The following is a 15,136-nucleotide window of genomic DNA, read 5'->3' as shown; positions in this document are numbered from 1 at the left end:
AAAAGCGGCTTAGGCCGCTTTTTTTATGACTTTTGTAAAAGGATCAACCAAGCTCTCTCCACATCATTTTCATCCAGAGCTTCCTTTGCCAAAAGATGTAAATGGTCCTGAAGTGAGTCTAGGTCATATTTGAAGCGAAGTCTCATTTCCTGGATCTCGGATCCTTGACCAAAAGTCTCAATTTCCTCTTGGCTTGGAAGTACTTCCACGTTCCCTAATCTCCCCAAATTATTCCCACTTAAAATGGTGCTGTTTCTAACATCGGCAGGCATTTGATCTATTCCTATCCCTAAAGTCCGTAGCGGTTTTGGAATCTGAAAAAGAGAGGAACCACTAGCTCTACTGTACCAATTACCTCCTAATCGGGCCACAGCATCCAATTTGCGAGGATCAATCACTCCCATCTCGTCCAAGACCGCTTCATTCACATGTGCTACCAGCACCTCGCAGATCACCAAATTACCAGCTCCTCCACTATCACCCAGCGACTTTACCTCGTTCACTTTGCACTCAAAAGCCACGTGCGCTTCTTTGATTCTCGGCGGCTTCACCTCGTTTGATTTCACTTGGGTGAACCCCGCTTTATCAAACTCATTTACACCTTTTCCATACTCTGTACTCGCTAGAGACATCTGCTCTACTATACCAAAATGAACTACATGGATCACCACTTCAGGCACTTCCAACACATTTTCGAGCGTATGCTTGGTTGTATTATCTCGAACACGACGTGAAGGCGAGAAAATCAAAATCGCAGGATTGGTACTAAACAAATTGAAAAAACTAAAAGGACTCAGATTCACATTCCCAGCTTTATCTATCGTACTGGCAAAAGCGATAGGTCGCGGTGCTACTGCCCCTTGAAGCAATCCATGAAATTCTTGAGTGGTAAGGTCTTTGGGATAAAAGGTCTTCATGTGTTTTTAATTTGATTTTTAATGGCCACACGCCTGTCCCAATATTTCGGGATGGTATCTTGCATATTAAGAAATACTCTTCTTTGAAAAGTTTTCTCGATGTTCGATTTCATTTGATGAAATTATGACTCAATTTTAAATACTTAAACCATTTTTCAAGAATAAGTTCTGAATTCATGACAAAAACCCTGATAAGTTTATTAAAAACAAGCCTTTTGTTGCTGGCTCTAAACCTAGGAATTAATTCGATTTCTGTCGCCCAAACCCATAATTTCGCTACGTTCAACATCCGATACGCCAATCCAAACGATGTAGGAAATCTTTGGGCAGATCGCCTTCCGCATGTGGCAAGCTTGATTCAATTTCACCAAATCGAGCTCGTTGGCGTACAAGAGGCATTAAATAACCAACTCAAGGATCTTACCAAAGAACTTGGCTACTCATTTATTGGTGTGGGGCGCGATGATGGAACTGAGAAAGGTGAATACGCAGCAATTCTCTACGACCCGAAGAAGTTTGAAATGCTGGATCAAGGCACTTTTTGGCTTTCACCAACTCCTGAGAAACCAAGCAAGGGCTGGGATGCTGCGCTGAATAGAATCTGTACTTGGGGCAAATTCAAGGATACCAGCGGAAAAACTTTCTATGTTTTCAATATTCACTACGATCACATCGGTCAGCAAGCACGGGAAGAAAGTAGCAAGTTGGTGATGGCACAAGTGTCTTTGATCAACAAAGAAAATGCACCGGCAATTCTTATGGGAGACTTCAATGTAAAACCTGATAACTCAGCATATTCTACTATCACTTCAAATCCAGATTGGCAAGATGCCAGACTAATTTCTGAAATCCCATCTTATGGCCCAAGAGGCTCATTTACAAGTTTTGACTGGGAGAAAATGCCTGATGGAATCATCGATCACGTGTTTGTAAAAGGTGATATCAAAGTGATTCGTCATGGGATTCTGACTGATAATTATGGAAAAAAATATCCTTCAGATCACTTTCCTGTGTTGGTGGAAGTAGCGTTTTAACTTCTCCCCCACTTCGAAATTCAGAATTCATGATTTGAAATTTGGAATTTGAGTGAAATTCTGAATATCCTAAAATATGTATTCGTTGCAGTTTAAAAAGTCAAAAAAAAGACCTTCGGGGTTTTAATAACTCCGAAGGTCTGAAATAAATGTCTGAAATTTTTAAGGCTCCAAAGCCGCAACACCTGGAAGCACTTTGCCTTCCATATGCTCTAGCAATGCTCCACCACCAGTAGATACAAAGGATACATCATCTCCATATCCAAACTTATTAACCGCAGCTGCAGAGTCACCTCCACCGATTAGAGAATAAGCGCCAGCTTTGGTCGCAGCTACTACCGCCTCAGCGACAGCCTTTGTTCCTTTGTCAAAAGAATCCATTTCGAAAACACCCATTGGGCCATTCCAAAGGATAGTCTTTGAATTTGCGATTACTTCAGAGAACAATTCACGGGATTTTGGTCCTATATCCAAGCCCATCCATCCATCAGGAATTTCGCCTTTGTTAGCCATTCCCTGCTCAGCATCATTTGCAAAAGCCTTAGAAATCACTGTATCAACCGGAAGGATAAGATTAACTCCTTTTGCTTTTGCGGTTTCCATCAGTTCAAGAACGAAATCCATTTTATCAGCTTCAAGCAAAGAATCACCGATTGTTCCACCTTGTGCTTTGGCAAAAGTATAGGACATACCACCACCAATAATCAGGTTATCTACTTTGTTCAGCAATTGCTCGATGATCAAGATCTTGTCAGCAATTTTAGCACCACCCATGATTGCCGTATAAGGTCTCTCAGGATTACCTAGCACTTTGTCTGCATTTTTCAACTCAGAAAGCATTAGGTATCCGCAAACTTTATCATTGAAGAACTGAGCAATCACTGCTGTAGAAGCATGCGCTCTATGTGCTGTACCAAAGGCGTCATTCACATAGACATCTCCAAGTTTGGAAAGCTTCTCTGCAAAATCCTTATCTCCTTTTTCTTCTTCCTTGTGGAATCTTAGATTTTCCAAAAGCAACACTTCACCAGGCTTCAAACCTTCTGCAAGCATTTCCGGCTCTTGTCCTATGCAGTCTTGGGCAAATTTTACTTTTCTTTCCAAAGCTTTTTCCAAAGCAACTACGATATGCTTTAATGAGAATTTATCCTCAGGTCCAGATTTTGGTCTTCCCAAGTGAGACATCAAGATCACAGATCCGCCATCATTCAATATTTTATTGATCGTCGGTAGTGCAGCTTGGATACGGGTATCGTCAGTCACATTCAGTTGGTCGTCCAAAGGAACATTGAAATCCACTCTCACGAGTGCTTTCTTGCCTTCGAAACTAAGATTATCTACATTTTTGATTCTAGAGTTCATAGTAAGGTTAATAGCTTTTGATTAATTAAATAGATAAAAATCAGGTGTGAATTTATCAAAGATTACGGCAAAAATCGACTTTCGCCCAGGATCAATTTGTTAAGAAATACTGCAATGGTTAATTACCCCTTCGTTGCAGCACGCTTTAGGCGGTCATTTATGGCTTTTCCCAAGCCTTCCTCAGGCATCAATTCTGCCAAAATCACAGAAGCATTGGACGCATCCAAAGTTCTCATAGCAGCAAAGAGATTCGTAGCCGCCTCTTTCAAATCTCCCTTAGTACTCAGAGCGATTTGATTTCCTGTTGGAATAGCTGGAAAGGATTGAACTAGAGAAAGTACAGCAAAGTCAATTCCCTGCCTTTTGCGCTCAGCAATCAATTCTTCCAGGTTACCTAATATAAAAGGCTTCGTAGGCGCGTAGTGGCTCTCTAAAAGGCCAGGAGATTGAGGATTGGACGAGCTATGGCTTTTCACAGTCACTTCCCCCACAATACGTTCAATTTCCGAAATTTCTAATCCCCCGAGACGATAAACCACAATTTCGTTTTCTTCCATTCCTACTATAGTACTCTCCAAGCCTACCCTGCATTTTCCTCCATCCAAAATATAAGAAATCCTTTCTCCCAACTGAGCATCTACATGCTGTGGGGAAGTAGGACTAATGTATCCAAAAGGGTTTGCACTCGGCGCAGCTAGAGGGAAATCTAACTGAGATAGTAATTCTAAAGTCAAGGAATGATCAGGTACACGAATTGCAACTCGTTCCAAACCAGAAGTAACTATGTCAGGAATAGTGTTTTTTCTCGGGAGAAGCAAAGTCAAAGGACCTGGCCAGAATTGCTCGGCAAGTTTTCGGAGCGGATCAGGAATGTCAATTACATAGTTCTCTGCTACGTCAAGAGAAGGAATATGAACAATCAAGGGGTCAAAACTTGGGCGGTTTTTCGTCTCAAAAATCGATGCTACAGCCACAGGATTCAGTGCATTTCCTGCCAAACCATAGACGGTCTCGGTAGGAATAGCAACTAACTCACCCTCATCAAGGACTCTTTTTGCTTGCGATATGTCCTGCCCAATCAAAGCCATCTTATTCGCAGAAATCGTCTATCCAAGTTTTAGCTTCAGTGTATCCAAGTTGAAGAGCCATCTTAAGATCTGCACATCCTTCTTCTTTTTCAGATTCTCCCAAAGCGGACATTCTTGTCACGCCAAGTAAGTAATAGGCAGCGCCATTTTTCCCATCCAAATTGATCGCATCAGTTAAGGCTTTCATTGCATTTCCTGGATCATTATTTCCTAAAAGTGCTTTTCCACGATTGAAGTGAACAAGTGCTTGGTTTGGCTCTACTTTAAGTGCTTGGTCAAAATCGAGTAGTGCATCTTCGTATTCCTCCAAGCCTAACAAAGCCAGTCCACGGTTGTAGTAAATATCTGTTTGAGATGGATCAAGCAAAGTAGCCATGTTGTAATCAGACACTGCATTTTTAAAGTTCTCCAGTTTCAAATTAGCATTTCCACGGTTGAACCATGCCTTATAACTAGCGGAATCTGCTTGAATTGAAGCAGTAAAAACAGGAACTGCTTCTTCAAATTTTTCTTCCTGAAAAAGAGCTGCTCCTTTTGCATTCAAAGCCAGTGCATTTTCCGGATTGATCTCAAGCGCTCGGTCAAAAAGCGTAATTGCTCCACTCCAATTTTGAGCATCCATTTGAAGGATTCCCTCTTGTACCAATTCCTCTTCACTTGGGCTACAGCCCATCAATCCTGCCAATAGCAAGGTAATTATCCAAAGTTTTTTCACAGCTTAAATTTTGCGCAAAGATAAGGATTGCGTCTTTGAAATCAGGAATTGGACTGAAGTTTTGCCCTATAGTTTTCTGGAAGCGGCATGGGCTTCATCGATTTCATATCTACAGAGACCAGTATGCATTTACTTTTTGCAAATGTATAATGCTCTCCAGTCTTCGTTTCTCCCACCAAATATTGCTCTAAATCAAAGGAGGAATTTCCAATTCTACTGCATTTCACCAAGGCTTTGAGGGTATCATCTACATGAATAGGCCGGAAATAATCCATTTCAATTCGGCCGACCACACAGCCTACTTTCATAATATCCCATTGACAAACCTGCTCCAAGAAAACCGCTCTGGCATGTTCGAAGTAATTGAAATATATCCCATTATTGACATGCATGTAGCCGTCAATATCTGAGAATCTAATCTGAATAGGTAAGGAAAATGTGATCTCGCGCTCTAACTGCGCAGGGTCAAACTTAATCATCAAAGAAGAATTTCTGATTTACTGGTTTTCTCAAGCATTCGTAGAATAGAAGGATTGTAACCGATCACATCCTGAACTGAGTCAAATGCTACCCAAGCCAAAGAAATACTCTCATCGCTTTTAATCAATGGCTCATACAAGTCTGCCTCCAAAATATAGCGCACATCGTAGTGAAAGTGCTCAGGTACATGTGGACGCTCTGGAATAATATGCTTATCCAAGTCAAAAATCGTTTTGTCCACAAACTCCAGACTCTTCAATCCACTTTCCTCCTCAGCTTCCTTCATGGCGACTTCCAGTAAATCCTCATTTCCATCTGCATGCCCACCTAGCTGAAGCCATCTGCCGAGTTTGCGGTGAAGTGTAAGCAAAGTATGCGTACGCTTGCGGTTCACTATCCAAGCAGAAGCTGTGAAATGGCCTTCCAAGCGGGCTCTTTCATAAGCAAGCGGGTCTTCCGTCAAATCCAAAAAACATTGAATAAAACTCGCCTCTTCCTCATATGGTGTCCGATATCTGCCTAGTTGCTCTTTTAATGTAATTCTATCCATCATTTGTTGCTTCAAATATGTGATCAAGAAATTGATCGAAAGGTTCTGGATCCTGGTATAGCCTATCCGAATAAAACGTCGCTAGCACCTTGAGGTAATTGGGCTGGTTATTTACGGTGATTTTCTCTATAGCAATATTGCCAAATAACTGAGAAATCAACTCATTCTTGCCAAGTGCTTTGAGCGGAGGTTTGAAATAATACTTATCAGTGATTTTCACCTGCTCGTTTATTTCTTCCATTTTCCTATCCAAACTCACTTGCCTATATCCCAAAGCTAGAACACGCTGCGCAAAAGCCAAGAAAAGCAAGGAAAATGTTTGCTCATCTAATGGATCATCATAAGTTATGGCAAAACCTCTAGCGTACTTAGAATCCAAAATATGAATCTGCGGGCGCTCTTCGATCTGGATAGTTTTGAAATGATACGACTTGGCAATCCTGGCTATCAACTCTTTACCTTCATTAGAGTCCATCCATTTTCTCGCATCTTCGATCTCCAACTCCTTGTGCACAATATTTTCCTTGTGCGTCATAGGAGTCCTTTCCGAAGACTTAAATACTTTGTTGAATAAATCGTCAAGAAAATTACTCATGAGTTGAAATTACATAGTTGCCAGACCTCGCTTGTGTAATATATCCCTGATCCTGCAAAATGCGCAATACACGAAGATTTTTTTGAGAGGCAGGAAGCCTAATACGTTCAAAGATCTGCTTCTCTGACAACTCGCCAGTGCTGCTTAAAGTTTCCAGAATTTTACTTTTAAGCTTATTCTCAGCCTTTTCCGGGTCATTTGCCTTACGGTTTGCGATGCAAACATCACACACTCCGCATTCATGATCTGTGCTTTCACCAAAGTATTCCTGAATGAATTGTGTCCGACAAAGTTCATTTTGCTGACCATACGCAACCATGCTTTTAGCCTTTTCCAAAGTCAATGCTCTTCGAAGTTCTATTCGTTTGAAATTTAGCGGCAATTTCCCGGCGTCATAACGTGGCGTCAAAAAGGTAATCTGAGGTTTATCCTTGCGCTGATCATACACCATCACCTCCAATTGCTCCAATTGCTTCAGTGATTTGATCACCTCACTTTCATAAAGATTCAGTGACTTGGCAAGTTTAGCTTCCTGGATTTTGATGTATTCGGAAAAGACATTCCCACCGTAGGTCCGCATGATGATTTTTACCACAGGATCCAGCTTTGCGTAAGCAATCTGAATCTCATACAAGCGGGATGGATCCACTGTGAAATGAATTTTAGAGGGAGAATAATAGCTTTCACTCAAACCTATAAAACCTTCCTCTTCCAATAATTTCAGTGCATAAAAAGTCTCCAAAACCCCCAGTTCATAGGTATTCGCAAACTCACTCCACTCAAAATCATAACTGCTCAGCATATTGCTACCAACAGCAATCCGGTAATAATTAGCAAGGCACTGGTAAATCCTTTTTACAAAATCCAGTGGAGGATAAACCAAGGCAGCACGTTGGAGTATAGTCTCGAAATCCTGATTATTGACAAGTAAAACCCCATATGCTTTCGCTTCATCACGTCCTGCCCTGCCAGCTTCCTGATAGTAGTTCTCTACATTTTCCGGCAAATCGCTATGAATAACCACCCGGACATCCGGCTTGTCAATTCCCATCCCGAATGCATTGGTACTGACCATCACACGCACTTCATTATTCATCCAAGCTTCTTGACGCTTCGCACGATCCAGCATGGACAAGCCAGCATGATAAGCTAAAGCTGAGATCCCTAATTGGCTCAATGCCTTCGCAATTTGATGTGTCCCTTGTCTATTTCTCACATACCAGATCGCAGTCCCTTCGATTCTGCTGAGTATTTCCAGCCCTTTTTCTAATTTGTTTTCTACTAGGCGAACCGAGTAACTAAGGTTTTCCCTGGCAAAACTCTGATGGAATTCTGCCGGCTTTTTCATCTCCAGCTTCTCCATGATATCGGCACAAACCTGCGGAGTAGCCGAAGCTGTCAGTGCCAAAACCGGGACTTTCGGGTGATAAGGTCGTATCAGAGCAATCTCCAAATATGGCGGGCGGAAATCATAGCCCCATTGGGAAATACAATGCGCCTCATCGACTGCGATCAGATTGATTTTCATTTGCCGAAAACGCTCCACAAAGAGTTCCGCCTTCAATCGTTCGGGAGATACGTATAGGAATTTGTAGTCTCCATAGATGCAATTATCCAGTGTACGGTCAATCTCCCGATAACTCATCCCAGAGTAAATCGCTGCTGCCTTAATCCCTTTCGCCTTTAACCCATCCACCTGATCTTTCATTAAGGCTATTAGCGGACTCACAACAAGGCAAATTCCATCCTGCGTCAGCGCTGGAATCTGATAGCAAAGTGACTTTCCTCCTCCTGTTGGCAAAAGCGCAAGGGTGTCCTTTCCAGTCAGAACTGACTCGATGATTTCTTTCTGGACAGGCCGAAAATCAGCGTGACCAAATACTTGATGTAGGATTTCTGTAGCCCGATTCAGCATTTACCAAGCTGGCGTATTTTTAGTTAAGAAAGCAGCAATACCTTTCTTGCAGTCCTCATGAGCTCGAGCTTTGGCGTTAGTTTCAGCAGCTAGCTCTAGAGATTTATTTCTGCTTTCTTGGTTTAGCTCCCGCAATAGTGTTTTGGTTTTCCCCATGGAAAAGGAAGAATTCTGGGTAATTAGTTTTATAGCGAATTCCATCACATATTTCCCCAAAAACTCTGCTGGCTCCACTCCTGTAATCAAACCGAGTTCTGCAGCTTTGCTGGCAGTAATAAACTCTCCGGAAAGTAATAGTTCTTGGGTTTTGGCAGCACCAATTTGCTCTTGCAAAAAGACAGAAACCAATGCTGGCACAAAGCCAATACGCACTTCAGTATATCCGAAAAGTGCATCAGGCACTGCAAATGCAAAATCACAAACCGTCGCCAAGCCACATCCTCCCGCCAAGGCATGGCCTTGTACCTCTGCTATCACGATTTTGGGAAGACAGTAAATCAAATTAAACAAGTCCATCAATCTACGGCTATCTTCCAGATTTTCTTCATAGGAGAAATCTTGCAGCTGCTGTAAATAGGCCAAATCTGCACCAGCACAGAATGCTTTTCCAGTAGATCGAAGCACAATGATTTTCACCTCGTCATTGGAATTCATCGTCTCAAAAGCCTCGTGCAACCCTGCTATCAACTCTGGACTCAGCGCATTACGCTTTTCCGGCCTATTCAGTGTAATGATTCCAATTCTATCAGTGATCTCTGTAAGTACAGCACTCATTTGTATCGCAATTTGGGTTTGGGATCAAGTTAGTTTCAATAGCAGGGTTTGCAAAATCTGACTCAGAAAAGTATTCGGTACGCTAAGGAATCAATCTCTAACATGTCTTTAGTCTGCATCGCAACCCATTTACCTTCTGACCAACTATAAATTAATTTTGGAGGAGCTAGAAACCAGAGTTTTTTATGGGTTGGATCAAAGGTAAAACCGGCGCTAATGAATTCTAGTTTCCCAGAATCTAGCTCCTGTGCGATTAATGAAGTTGGAAATTGAGCTAATTGATTATGAATTCGATAGGGCTCCACAGAATAGCTGATCTCTCCTCCATCCAAACCTTGATTCCAGGAATAAGTTTCTCCAGAAACAGAAAAATCAAGCAACTGAGATTTCTTGCCTTGATAAATCATCAGTTCTCTGAAAGGTTTTTGAAGTTCGGAATTGAATCGAAAACCAGCCCACAAAAATAAAATGCTCAAACCTATCCAAGTCAATTTTCTTTTCGAACCAAACTCCCACGCCGCAATAATCAGAAGCATTCCCCACACCACAAGCATTCCGGCAAAATCAATGGTAAGCCTATCTAATTTCCCTCCGGGAATCACTCGTATAGCTTCAGCAATCCAATTTTGAAGCCAGATCAACCAGCTTAAAACCCAACCTAACACTTCACCTAATAAAGGAATCCATCCAAGCATCATCAACGGAACACCGACTTGCATGATCACAAAAGCTAGCGGAAGTATCAGGAGATTACCTAGCAAAAAGTAAGTTGGGAAGACATGAAAGTAATAAATAGAAAGAGGAAAAGTCACCAACTGTGCAGCTACACTCACAGAAGTGAGTTGCCAGATATATTCCAAAACTTTATGCCTCGGCAACCATAGATTCAAAATCAAAGGCTGAATCATCACTATGCCTAGCACTGCTAGATACGAAAGCTGAAATCCAACTTCATAGATCACATTAGGATTTATAGTAATCATCAGGATCGCCGAAAAAGCAAGAATATTGTAAATCGAAGGAGGCCGCTCACGCATCTGACCGAAGGTTAGCAACGAAAACATGGTAGCAGCTCGAACCACCGATGGCGACAATCCAGTCAGGAAGGCATATAGCCAGATTATGAGAATGACGACAAGAAGATATAACCTAGCCCTTTCCTTCTTCAATTTGAGAGGCTTGAGAATCAAAATAAACAGGGCGTAAATAATCCCAACATGAAGTCCTGAAACTGCCAAAATATGCATCACACCAGCTTGAGTGTAGGCTTCTTTAATTGTTGGATCTAGCTCCTTTTTTTGCCCCAAGAGCAAGGCTAGAGCAATTTGAGCAGAATTCTCATCGGGAATTTTAGATTTGAGCATCTCGCCGATTTCGTGTCTCAAACGCACCAAAAAGTAGTCAAAAACGCTAGTCCTAGCTGAATCAACTACCTGGTAGTCCTTGCCTAAAAACTGGCGAAAGTGAATCCCCTGCCTCTCCAAATACTGTCTATAATCAAACTCTAAGGGGTTGAGCGGAGGAGTGATTTGCTCCGGATTTTTCTTGACCAAAAGAACTTGCCCCGGCTCAAGTCCTTGCTCATTTTGATGATAAATCAAGACTTTAACCTGAGCATCCTTCCATACCCCGTCGACTAAAATTGATTTTACTTCCAACAGGTTTTCAAATGAATTAGGTTTCTGCTGATCGTATAGCGTCACCTCAGCGAGATAGCTGTCTGAATGAAGTATCTCTGTATTGAAATCAGTTTGAACCAGTTTATTTTGAACCAGTAAGGCACCAAATAATATCAAACCTACATAAGCTAAATAACCGGGCTGAAACTTCGATTTGCCATTTTCTAGCTTTACAATCACAATCAAATAGGCTAACCATAGCAGGCTAAGAGCGAGTGCCAATGACATAAAACTGGGTGACCAATTTGATTGGCCAATAAAAATCCCTATCAAAATGAATGGTAGGTACCGTAAAAATGGAAAGTCAGCAAATCTCATCTTCAAAAAATTAAAGAATTAATTTACTTTATTTTTTTGAAAAATACAGAAGGAAAATAATCCAGCGTTTATGTATCACTAGTTTTCAAACAGCATAAATCCTTTAATTGGCCCATTCTCTTTTTGATTACTTTGCTGTTGGTAAAATCATTATTCACCCCAAAGAAACAGATATCACAAAGCTCAAACCATCAATGATCAAGGACTTTTATCACAGGCTATTTTGCCAAAAACACCTGTATTGGTAAAATTTTTAGCATAAAAAAAGAGCCCAAAAAGGGCCCTGTATAATTATTCGATGGCATGGGAGATCTTAGAATCTATACCCCAAGTTAAACCCTGCATTGAATTCTATTCCACTGAAACGGTCAGAAACATCATCACTGAAGTTACGTCCTACACTTGCAAAAGGCCCAAAAGCAAAGTTTTTTGACAATTCCCATTTGTATCCAGCTCCTGCGCCAAGTATAAATGCTGTCATATCCGTGGTTTGAACTCCTCCACCATCTGCAGGCTCTTCAAAATCTCCGAATCGAAGTTTAGCTAAAGGAAATAGAAAGAATCTGCCGTTATCACCATCTCCAAAGTAAAAATTCATTGAAGCCTGCACAGAATTAGTCTTGTACTTTTTGCCGTTTTTCTCATTATTAACACCAAAACGATCATTAATAAATCCTTTGAATTCCAACGAATGATCATCACTCAAATAACGCTCAAATCCTACCTCTAGTGATCCAAACCAGATTAAATTAAGAAAGTTGACATGAATTTCATTCGAAAAACCGCCATCACTTGGAGTGGAACCACCACTGCTTGATATCACCTCTTGAGCGTAACCCGAACCAATCATGGTTAACATTGCGAGTACAGTAAAAATTGATTTTTTCATATTTCTATAATTAGTTGGTCAATTCACCATCAATACTTAAGCCAATTGCATTTTATAGTGCATTATATTACACTCTTCAAATATATCTCCTACTTTATTAAAACCAAATTTCGAATAAAGCGGAACAGCCGAAAGTTGAGCATGCAGGTATTTGCTTTTTAGGGCAGCTTCGGGCTTTGCTTGGATATCTGCCAATACTGCCTTTACCAATGCCTGCCCTACACCTTGCCCTCTAGCATCAGCCAAAACGGCAAATCGTTCCAGCTTTACACCATTTGAGGTGATTCGCCAACGAGCCGTTCCCACAGGCTTTTCATCCAAACAGGCCAGAAAATGTGCTGAACTACTTTCATGCTCATCGTATTCAGCATTAGGGTCCACTCCCTGTTCCACCACAAAAACCTCGTTTCTGATCTGGTAAGCAGACTTCAACTGATCATCACGAGTTATTTTTTCTACTTGCAGACTCATCCTTTTCCTGTTCTTTTTTGTAGTGGTCTTTTTCGTAAGCTTCTATGATTGACTTTACCAATCTATGTCTGATCACATCTTTGCCGCTCAGGTTCACAATACCGATTCCTTTCACATCCTTCAGGATCTTTAGTGCCTCGGCTAAGCCGCTTTTTTGCCTTACCGGCAAATCAACTTGTGTTTGATCACCTGTTATTATCACTTTGGAATTTGGTCCCATACGGGTTAAAAACATCTTGATTTGCTCATTTGTTGTGTTTTGAGCCTCATCCAGCAAAACAAAAGCATCATGCAGCGTTCTTCCACGCATGTAAGCCAAAGGGGCAATTTCGATTACTCGAGTTTCCTGGTAATATTTAAGTTTCTCCGGTGGCACCATATCCTGAAGTGCATCGTAGATTGGTCTTAAGTATGGATCCAATTTCTCCTGAAGATCACCTGGTAAAAAGCCCAGGTTTTCCCCTGCTTCTACAGCAGGTCTAGTGATAATTATCCGCTTTACTTCTCTATTTTTCAAAGCTCGAACAGCCAGCGCAACCGCAATGTAAGTTTTACCAGTACCTGCAGGTCCCAAAGCAAAAACTAGATCATTCTGCATGGCAGATTCTACCAGCTTTCGTTGATTGGCAGACTTAGGTTTAATAACCAACCCTTTGTTCCCAAAAACAATTACCTGATCCCTGTTAGCTTCTTCGAATGGAACACCTTCCACTTCTAAGTAGTCTTTTACATTTTCCGGGGTAATATGACCAAATCGATCCACATGCTCCAGCAGAAGATTAAGCACATCGTTAATTCTCAGAATCTCAGGCGCTCCGCCTTGAATCCGAATCTCATTACCTCGGGAAATAATTTTACTTTGGGGAAAGGCAGCGGCAATTTGCCGGATATTCTCATTGGCTTCGCCTAGAAATTCTGCCAAGGGAACATTTTCTAACGTGATTACTTTTTCGACCAAACTCTTATTATTGATTAGATTATCCTTGAAGGTAGAAGAATAAAATTTCTATTTTTGTTCCAACCCCTCCTAAACAAAAGTACATAAATTTTAATTGACTTGCTTCTATGGCATTGGTTACATTCCTCTCAGATTTTGGGGACAAAGATTACTACGTACCGGCAGTAAAAGCTAAAATGCTTGCCGTAAATCCACAATTGAACATCATCGATATTTCCCATAATATCGAGACATTTGACATTGCACATGCTGCATTTGTACTCAGGTCTACCTTTAGAGATTTTCCAAAAGGGACTGTGCATTTGGTGTCGCTTAATACGACCGGAAGCATCACCCATGGATACATTGGCGTAAAGCTGGAAGAGCATATTTTTATTGGACCGAATAATGGAATTCTGAGTTTGCTTGCAGATCATGAGCCAGGGATTCTGGTACAGTTTGCTGACATACACTTGAAAGATTCCACCTTTCCTACCAAAGATATTTTGGCACCGATCGCTGCGAAAGTTGCCAGTGGGGCCGCGATTCACGATTTCGGCGGACCTTTGAAAAACTTCCGAAAGCTTATGTCCCGACATCCAAAAGCTACACGTGAGCACATCACAGGTCATGTTCTTCGTGTTGATCGCTATGGCAACCTTATAACCAATATCAAAAAGGAGGTATTCGATAAGTTAAACCCAGGCAAATTCACCATAGAATTCGGTCGAGAATCTGTTAATAAACTAAACAATGGGTACGATCAGGTAGAACCCGGAGATTGTTTTGCCTTCTTCAACAGCTTGGAGCTACTGGAAATTGGCATCAATCATGGTCATGGGGGTGATTTGCTTGGATTGAAATACGATAGTGTCGTTTATGTAACCTTCCATCCTTGATGCTGATTCGCATAGTAAGAATGACTTTCAAGCCAGAAAGAGTAGCTGATTTTCTGGAAAACTTCCATACAAATAAGAAATCTATCCGCAATTTCCCCGGATGTCATCATTTAGAACTTTGGCAAGACGAAAATGACAAAAATATTTTCCTGACTCACAGCCCCTGGGAAAGCGAAGAAAAGCTGAATCAATACCGTGATTCTGAGCTTTTTAAAACCGTTTGGACATTTACCAAAGCACTCTTTTCAGAAAAACCAATTGCTTTCAGTTCAAAAAAGATGGAAGAAGTGGAAAAATGAGTTTGTAGAAAAAAGATTCTTTCCTCATATTTGCATCCCGTTACGCAAGTGACGGAGCCAAGTCAGGTGTAAGACCAGACTTACCGAATGCCCAGATGGCGGAATCGGTAGACGCGTTGGTCTCAAACACCAATGCCGCAAGGCGTGCCGGTTCGACTCCGGCTCTGGGTACTAAAAATGGCAGAAATGCCGCGCGCAAATGCTGAGAGGGGAT

Annotated in this window: 16 protein-coding genes and 1 tRNA gene; 4 read left to right on the top strand and 13 right to left on the bottom strand. The window is 41.4% G+C overall.

Annotated features, from left to right (window positions below; all coding sequences use genetic code 11):
- Positions 1-23: 23 nt before the first annotated feature.
- Positions 24-917, bottom strand: a complete 894-nt coding sequence (locus AACZ87_RS06350) for a flavin reductase family protein (RefSeq protein WP_339865859.1) — start codon at positions 915-917, stop codon at positions 24-26.
- Positions 918-1,093: 176 nt separating this feature from the next.
- Between AACZ87_RS06350 and AACZ87_RS06345 the strand changes: the two genes are divergently transcribed.
- Complete coding sequence (locus AACZ87_RS06345; protein WP_339865858.1) at positions 1,094-1,951, top strand: endonuclease/exonuclease/phosphatase family protein; 858 nt, start codon at positions 1,094-1,096, stop codon at positions 1,949-1,951.
- Positions 1,952-2,113: 162 nt separating this feature from the next.
- Here the strand turns inward: AACZ87_RS06345 and AACZ87_RS06340 are convergent, their stop codons facing one another.
- The 12 genes from AACZ87_RS06340 to AACZ87_RS06285 all read right to left on the bottom strand — a co-directional run bounded on the left by AACZ87_RS06340 (position 2,114) and on the right by AACZ87_RS06285 (position 13,745).
- Complete coding sequence (locus tag AACZ87_RS06340) at positions 2,114-3,313, bottom strand: phosphoglycerate kinase (protein ID WP_339865857.1); 1,200 nt, start codon at positions 3,311-3,313, stop codon at positions 2,114-2,116.
- 122 nt (positions 3,314-3,435) lie between these two features.
- On the bottom strand, positions 3,436-4,401 hold the full coding sequence (locus AACZ87_RS06335; RefSeq protein ID WP_339865856.1) for an L-threonylcarbamoyladenylate synthase: 966 nt from the start codon (positions 4,399-4,401) through the stop codon (positions 3,436-3,438).
- A 1-nt stretch (position 4,402) separates the two neighbouring features.
- Positions 4,403-5,074 carry a tetratricopeptide repeat protein gene (locus AACZ87_RS06330; protein WP_339866222.1) on the bottom strand — a complete coding sequence of 224 codons (672 nt, stop codon included), beginning with the start codon at positions 5,072-5,074 and terminating at the stop codon, positions 4,403-4,405.
- A gap of 83 nt (positions 5,075-5,157) precedes the next feature.
- A complete protein-coding gene (locus AACZ87_RS06325) occupies positions 5,158-5,595 on the bottom strand; it encodes a thioesterase family protein (RefSeq protein WP_339865855.1) in 438 nt (145 codons plus the stop codon).
- Positions 5,595-6,146, bottom strand: a complete 552-nt coding sequence (locus AACZ87_RS06320) for an NUDIX hydrolase (RefSeq protein ID WP_283414861.1) — start codon at positions 6,144-6,146, stop codon at positions 5,595-5,597. Before AACZ87_RS06320 ends, AACZ87_RS06325 begins: the two co-directional genes overlap by 1 nt.
- Positions 6,139-6,741, bottom strand: coding sequence for a hypothetical protein (locus tag AACZ87_RS06315; RefSeq protein WP_339865854.1), 603 nt, complete (start codon positions 6,739-6,741; stop codon positions 6,139-6,141). The genes AACZ87_RS06320 and AACZ87_RS06315 overlap by 8 nt, the downstream gene beginning before the upstream one ends.
- Positions 6,734-8,656, bottom strand: a complete 1,923-nt coding sequence (locus AACZ87_RS06310; protein ID WP_339865853.1) for an ATP-dependent DNA helicase RecQ — start codon at positions 8,654-8,656, stop codon at positions 6,734-6,736. The genes AACZ87_RS06315 and AACZ87_RS06310 overlap by 8 nt, the downstream gene beginning before the upstream one ends.
- The gene (locus tag AACZ87_RS06305) at positions 8,657-9,430 is read right to left on the bottom strand and encodes an enoyl-CoA hydratase-related protein (RefSeq protein WP_339865852.1); all 774 of its coding nucleotides are present in this window, start codon (positions 9,428-9,430) and stop codon (positions 8,657-8,659) included.
- Between the two features lie 62 nt (positions 9,431-9,492).
- Positions 9,493-11,337, bottom strand: coding sequence for a ComEC/Rec2 family competence protein (locus tag AACZ87_RS06300; protein WP_339865851.1), 1,845 nt, complete (start codon positions 11,335-11,337; stop codon positions 9,493-9,495).
- A 403-nt stretch (positions 11,338-11,740) separates the two neighbouring features.
- Positions 11,741-12,316, bottom strand: coding sequence for a DUF3575 domain-containing protein (locus AACZ87_RS06295; protein WP_339865850.1), 576 nt, complete (start codon positions 12,314-12,316; stop codon positions 11,741-11,743).
- Positions 12,317-12,352: 36 nt separating this feature from the next.
- Complete coding sequence (locus AACZ87_RS06290; RefSeq protein ID WP_339865849.1) at positions 12,353-12,787, bottom strand: GNAT family N-acetyltransferase; 435 nt, start codon at positions 12,785-12,787, stop codon at positions 12,353-12,355.
- Positions 12,756-13,745, bottom strand: a complete 990-nt coding sequence (locus AACZ87_RS06285) for a PhoH family protein (protein ID WP_339865848.1) — start codon at positions 13,743-13,745, stop codon at positions 12,756-12,758. The genes AACZ87_RS06290 and AACZ87_RS06285 overlap by 32 nt, the downstream gene beginning before the upstream one ends.
- Positions 13,746-13,852: 107 nt before the next feature.
- Here AACZ87_RS06285 and AACZ87_RS06280 point away from each other — a divergent pair, with 107 nt between their 5' ends.
- From AACZ87_RS06280 to AACZ87_RS06270, 3 genes are all read left to right on the top strand, one after another.
- Positions 13,853-14,623: an SAM-dependent chlorinase/fluorinase gene (locus AACZ87_RS06280; protein ID WP_339865847.1), complete on the top strand. Its 771-nt coding sequence runs from the start codon at positions 13,853-13,855 to the stop codon at positions 14,621-14,623.
- Positions 14,623-14,922, top strand: coding sequence for an antibiotic biosynthesis monooxygenase family protein (locus AACZ87_RS06275; RefSeq protein WP_339865846.1), 300 nt, complete (start codon positions 14,623-14,625; stop codon positions 14,920-14,922). The genes AACZ87_RS06280 and AACZ87_RS06275 overlap by 1 nt, the downstream gene beginning before the upstream one ends.
- 89 nt (positions 14,923-15,011) lie before the next feature.
- Positions 15,012-15,093, top strand: a tRNA-Leu gene (locus AACZ87_RS06270).
- The last annotated feature ends 43 nt before the right edge of the window (positions 15,094-15,136 follow it).

The organism is uncultured Algoriphagus sp. (genome assembly GCF_963974365.1).
Taxonomy (GTDB): domain Bacteria; phylum Bacteroidota; class Bacteroidia; order Cytophagales; family Cyclobacteriaceae; genus Algoriphagus.
This window is presented reverse-complemented; position numbering and strand designations above follow the sequence as displayed.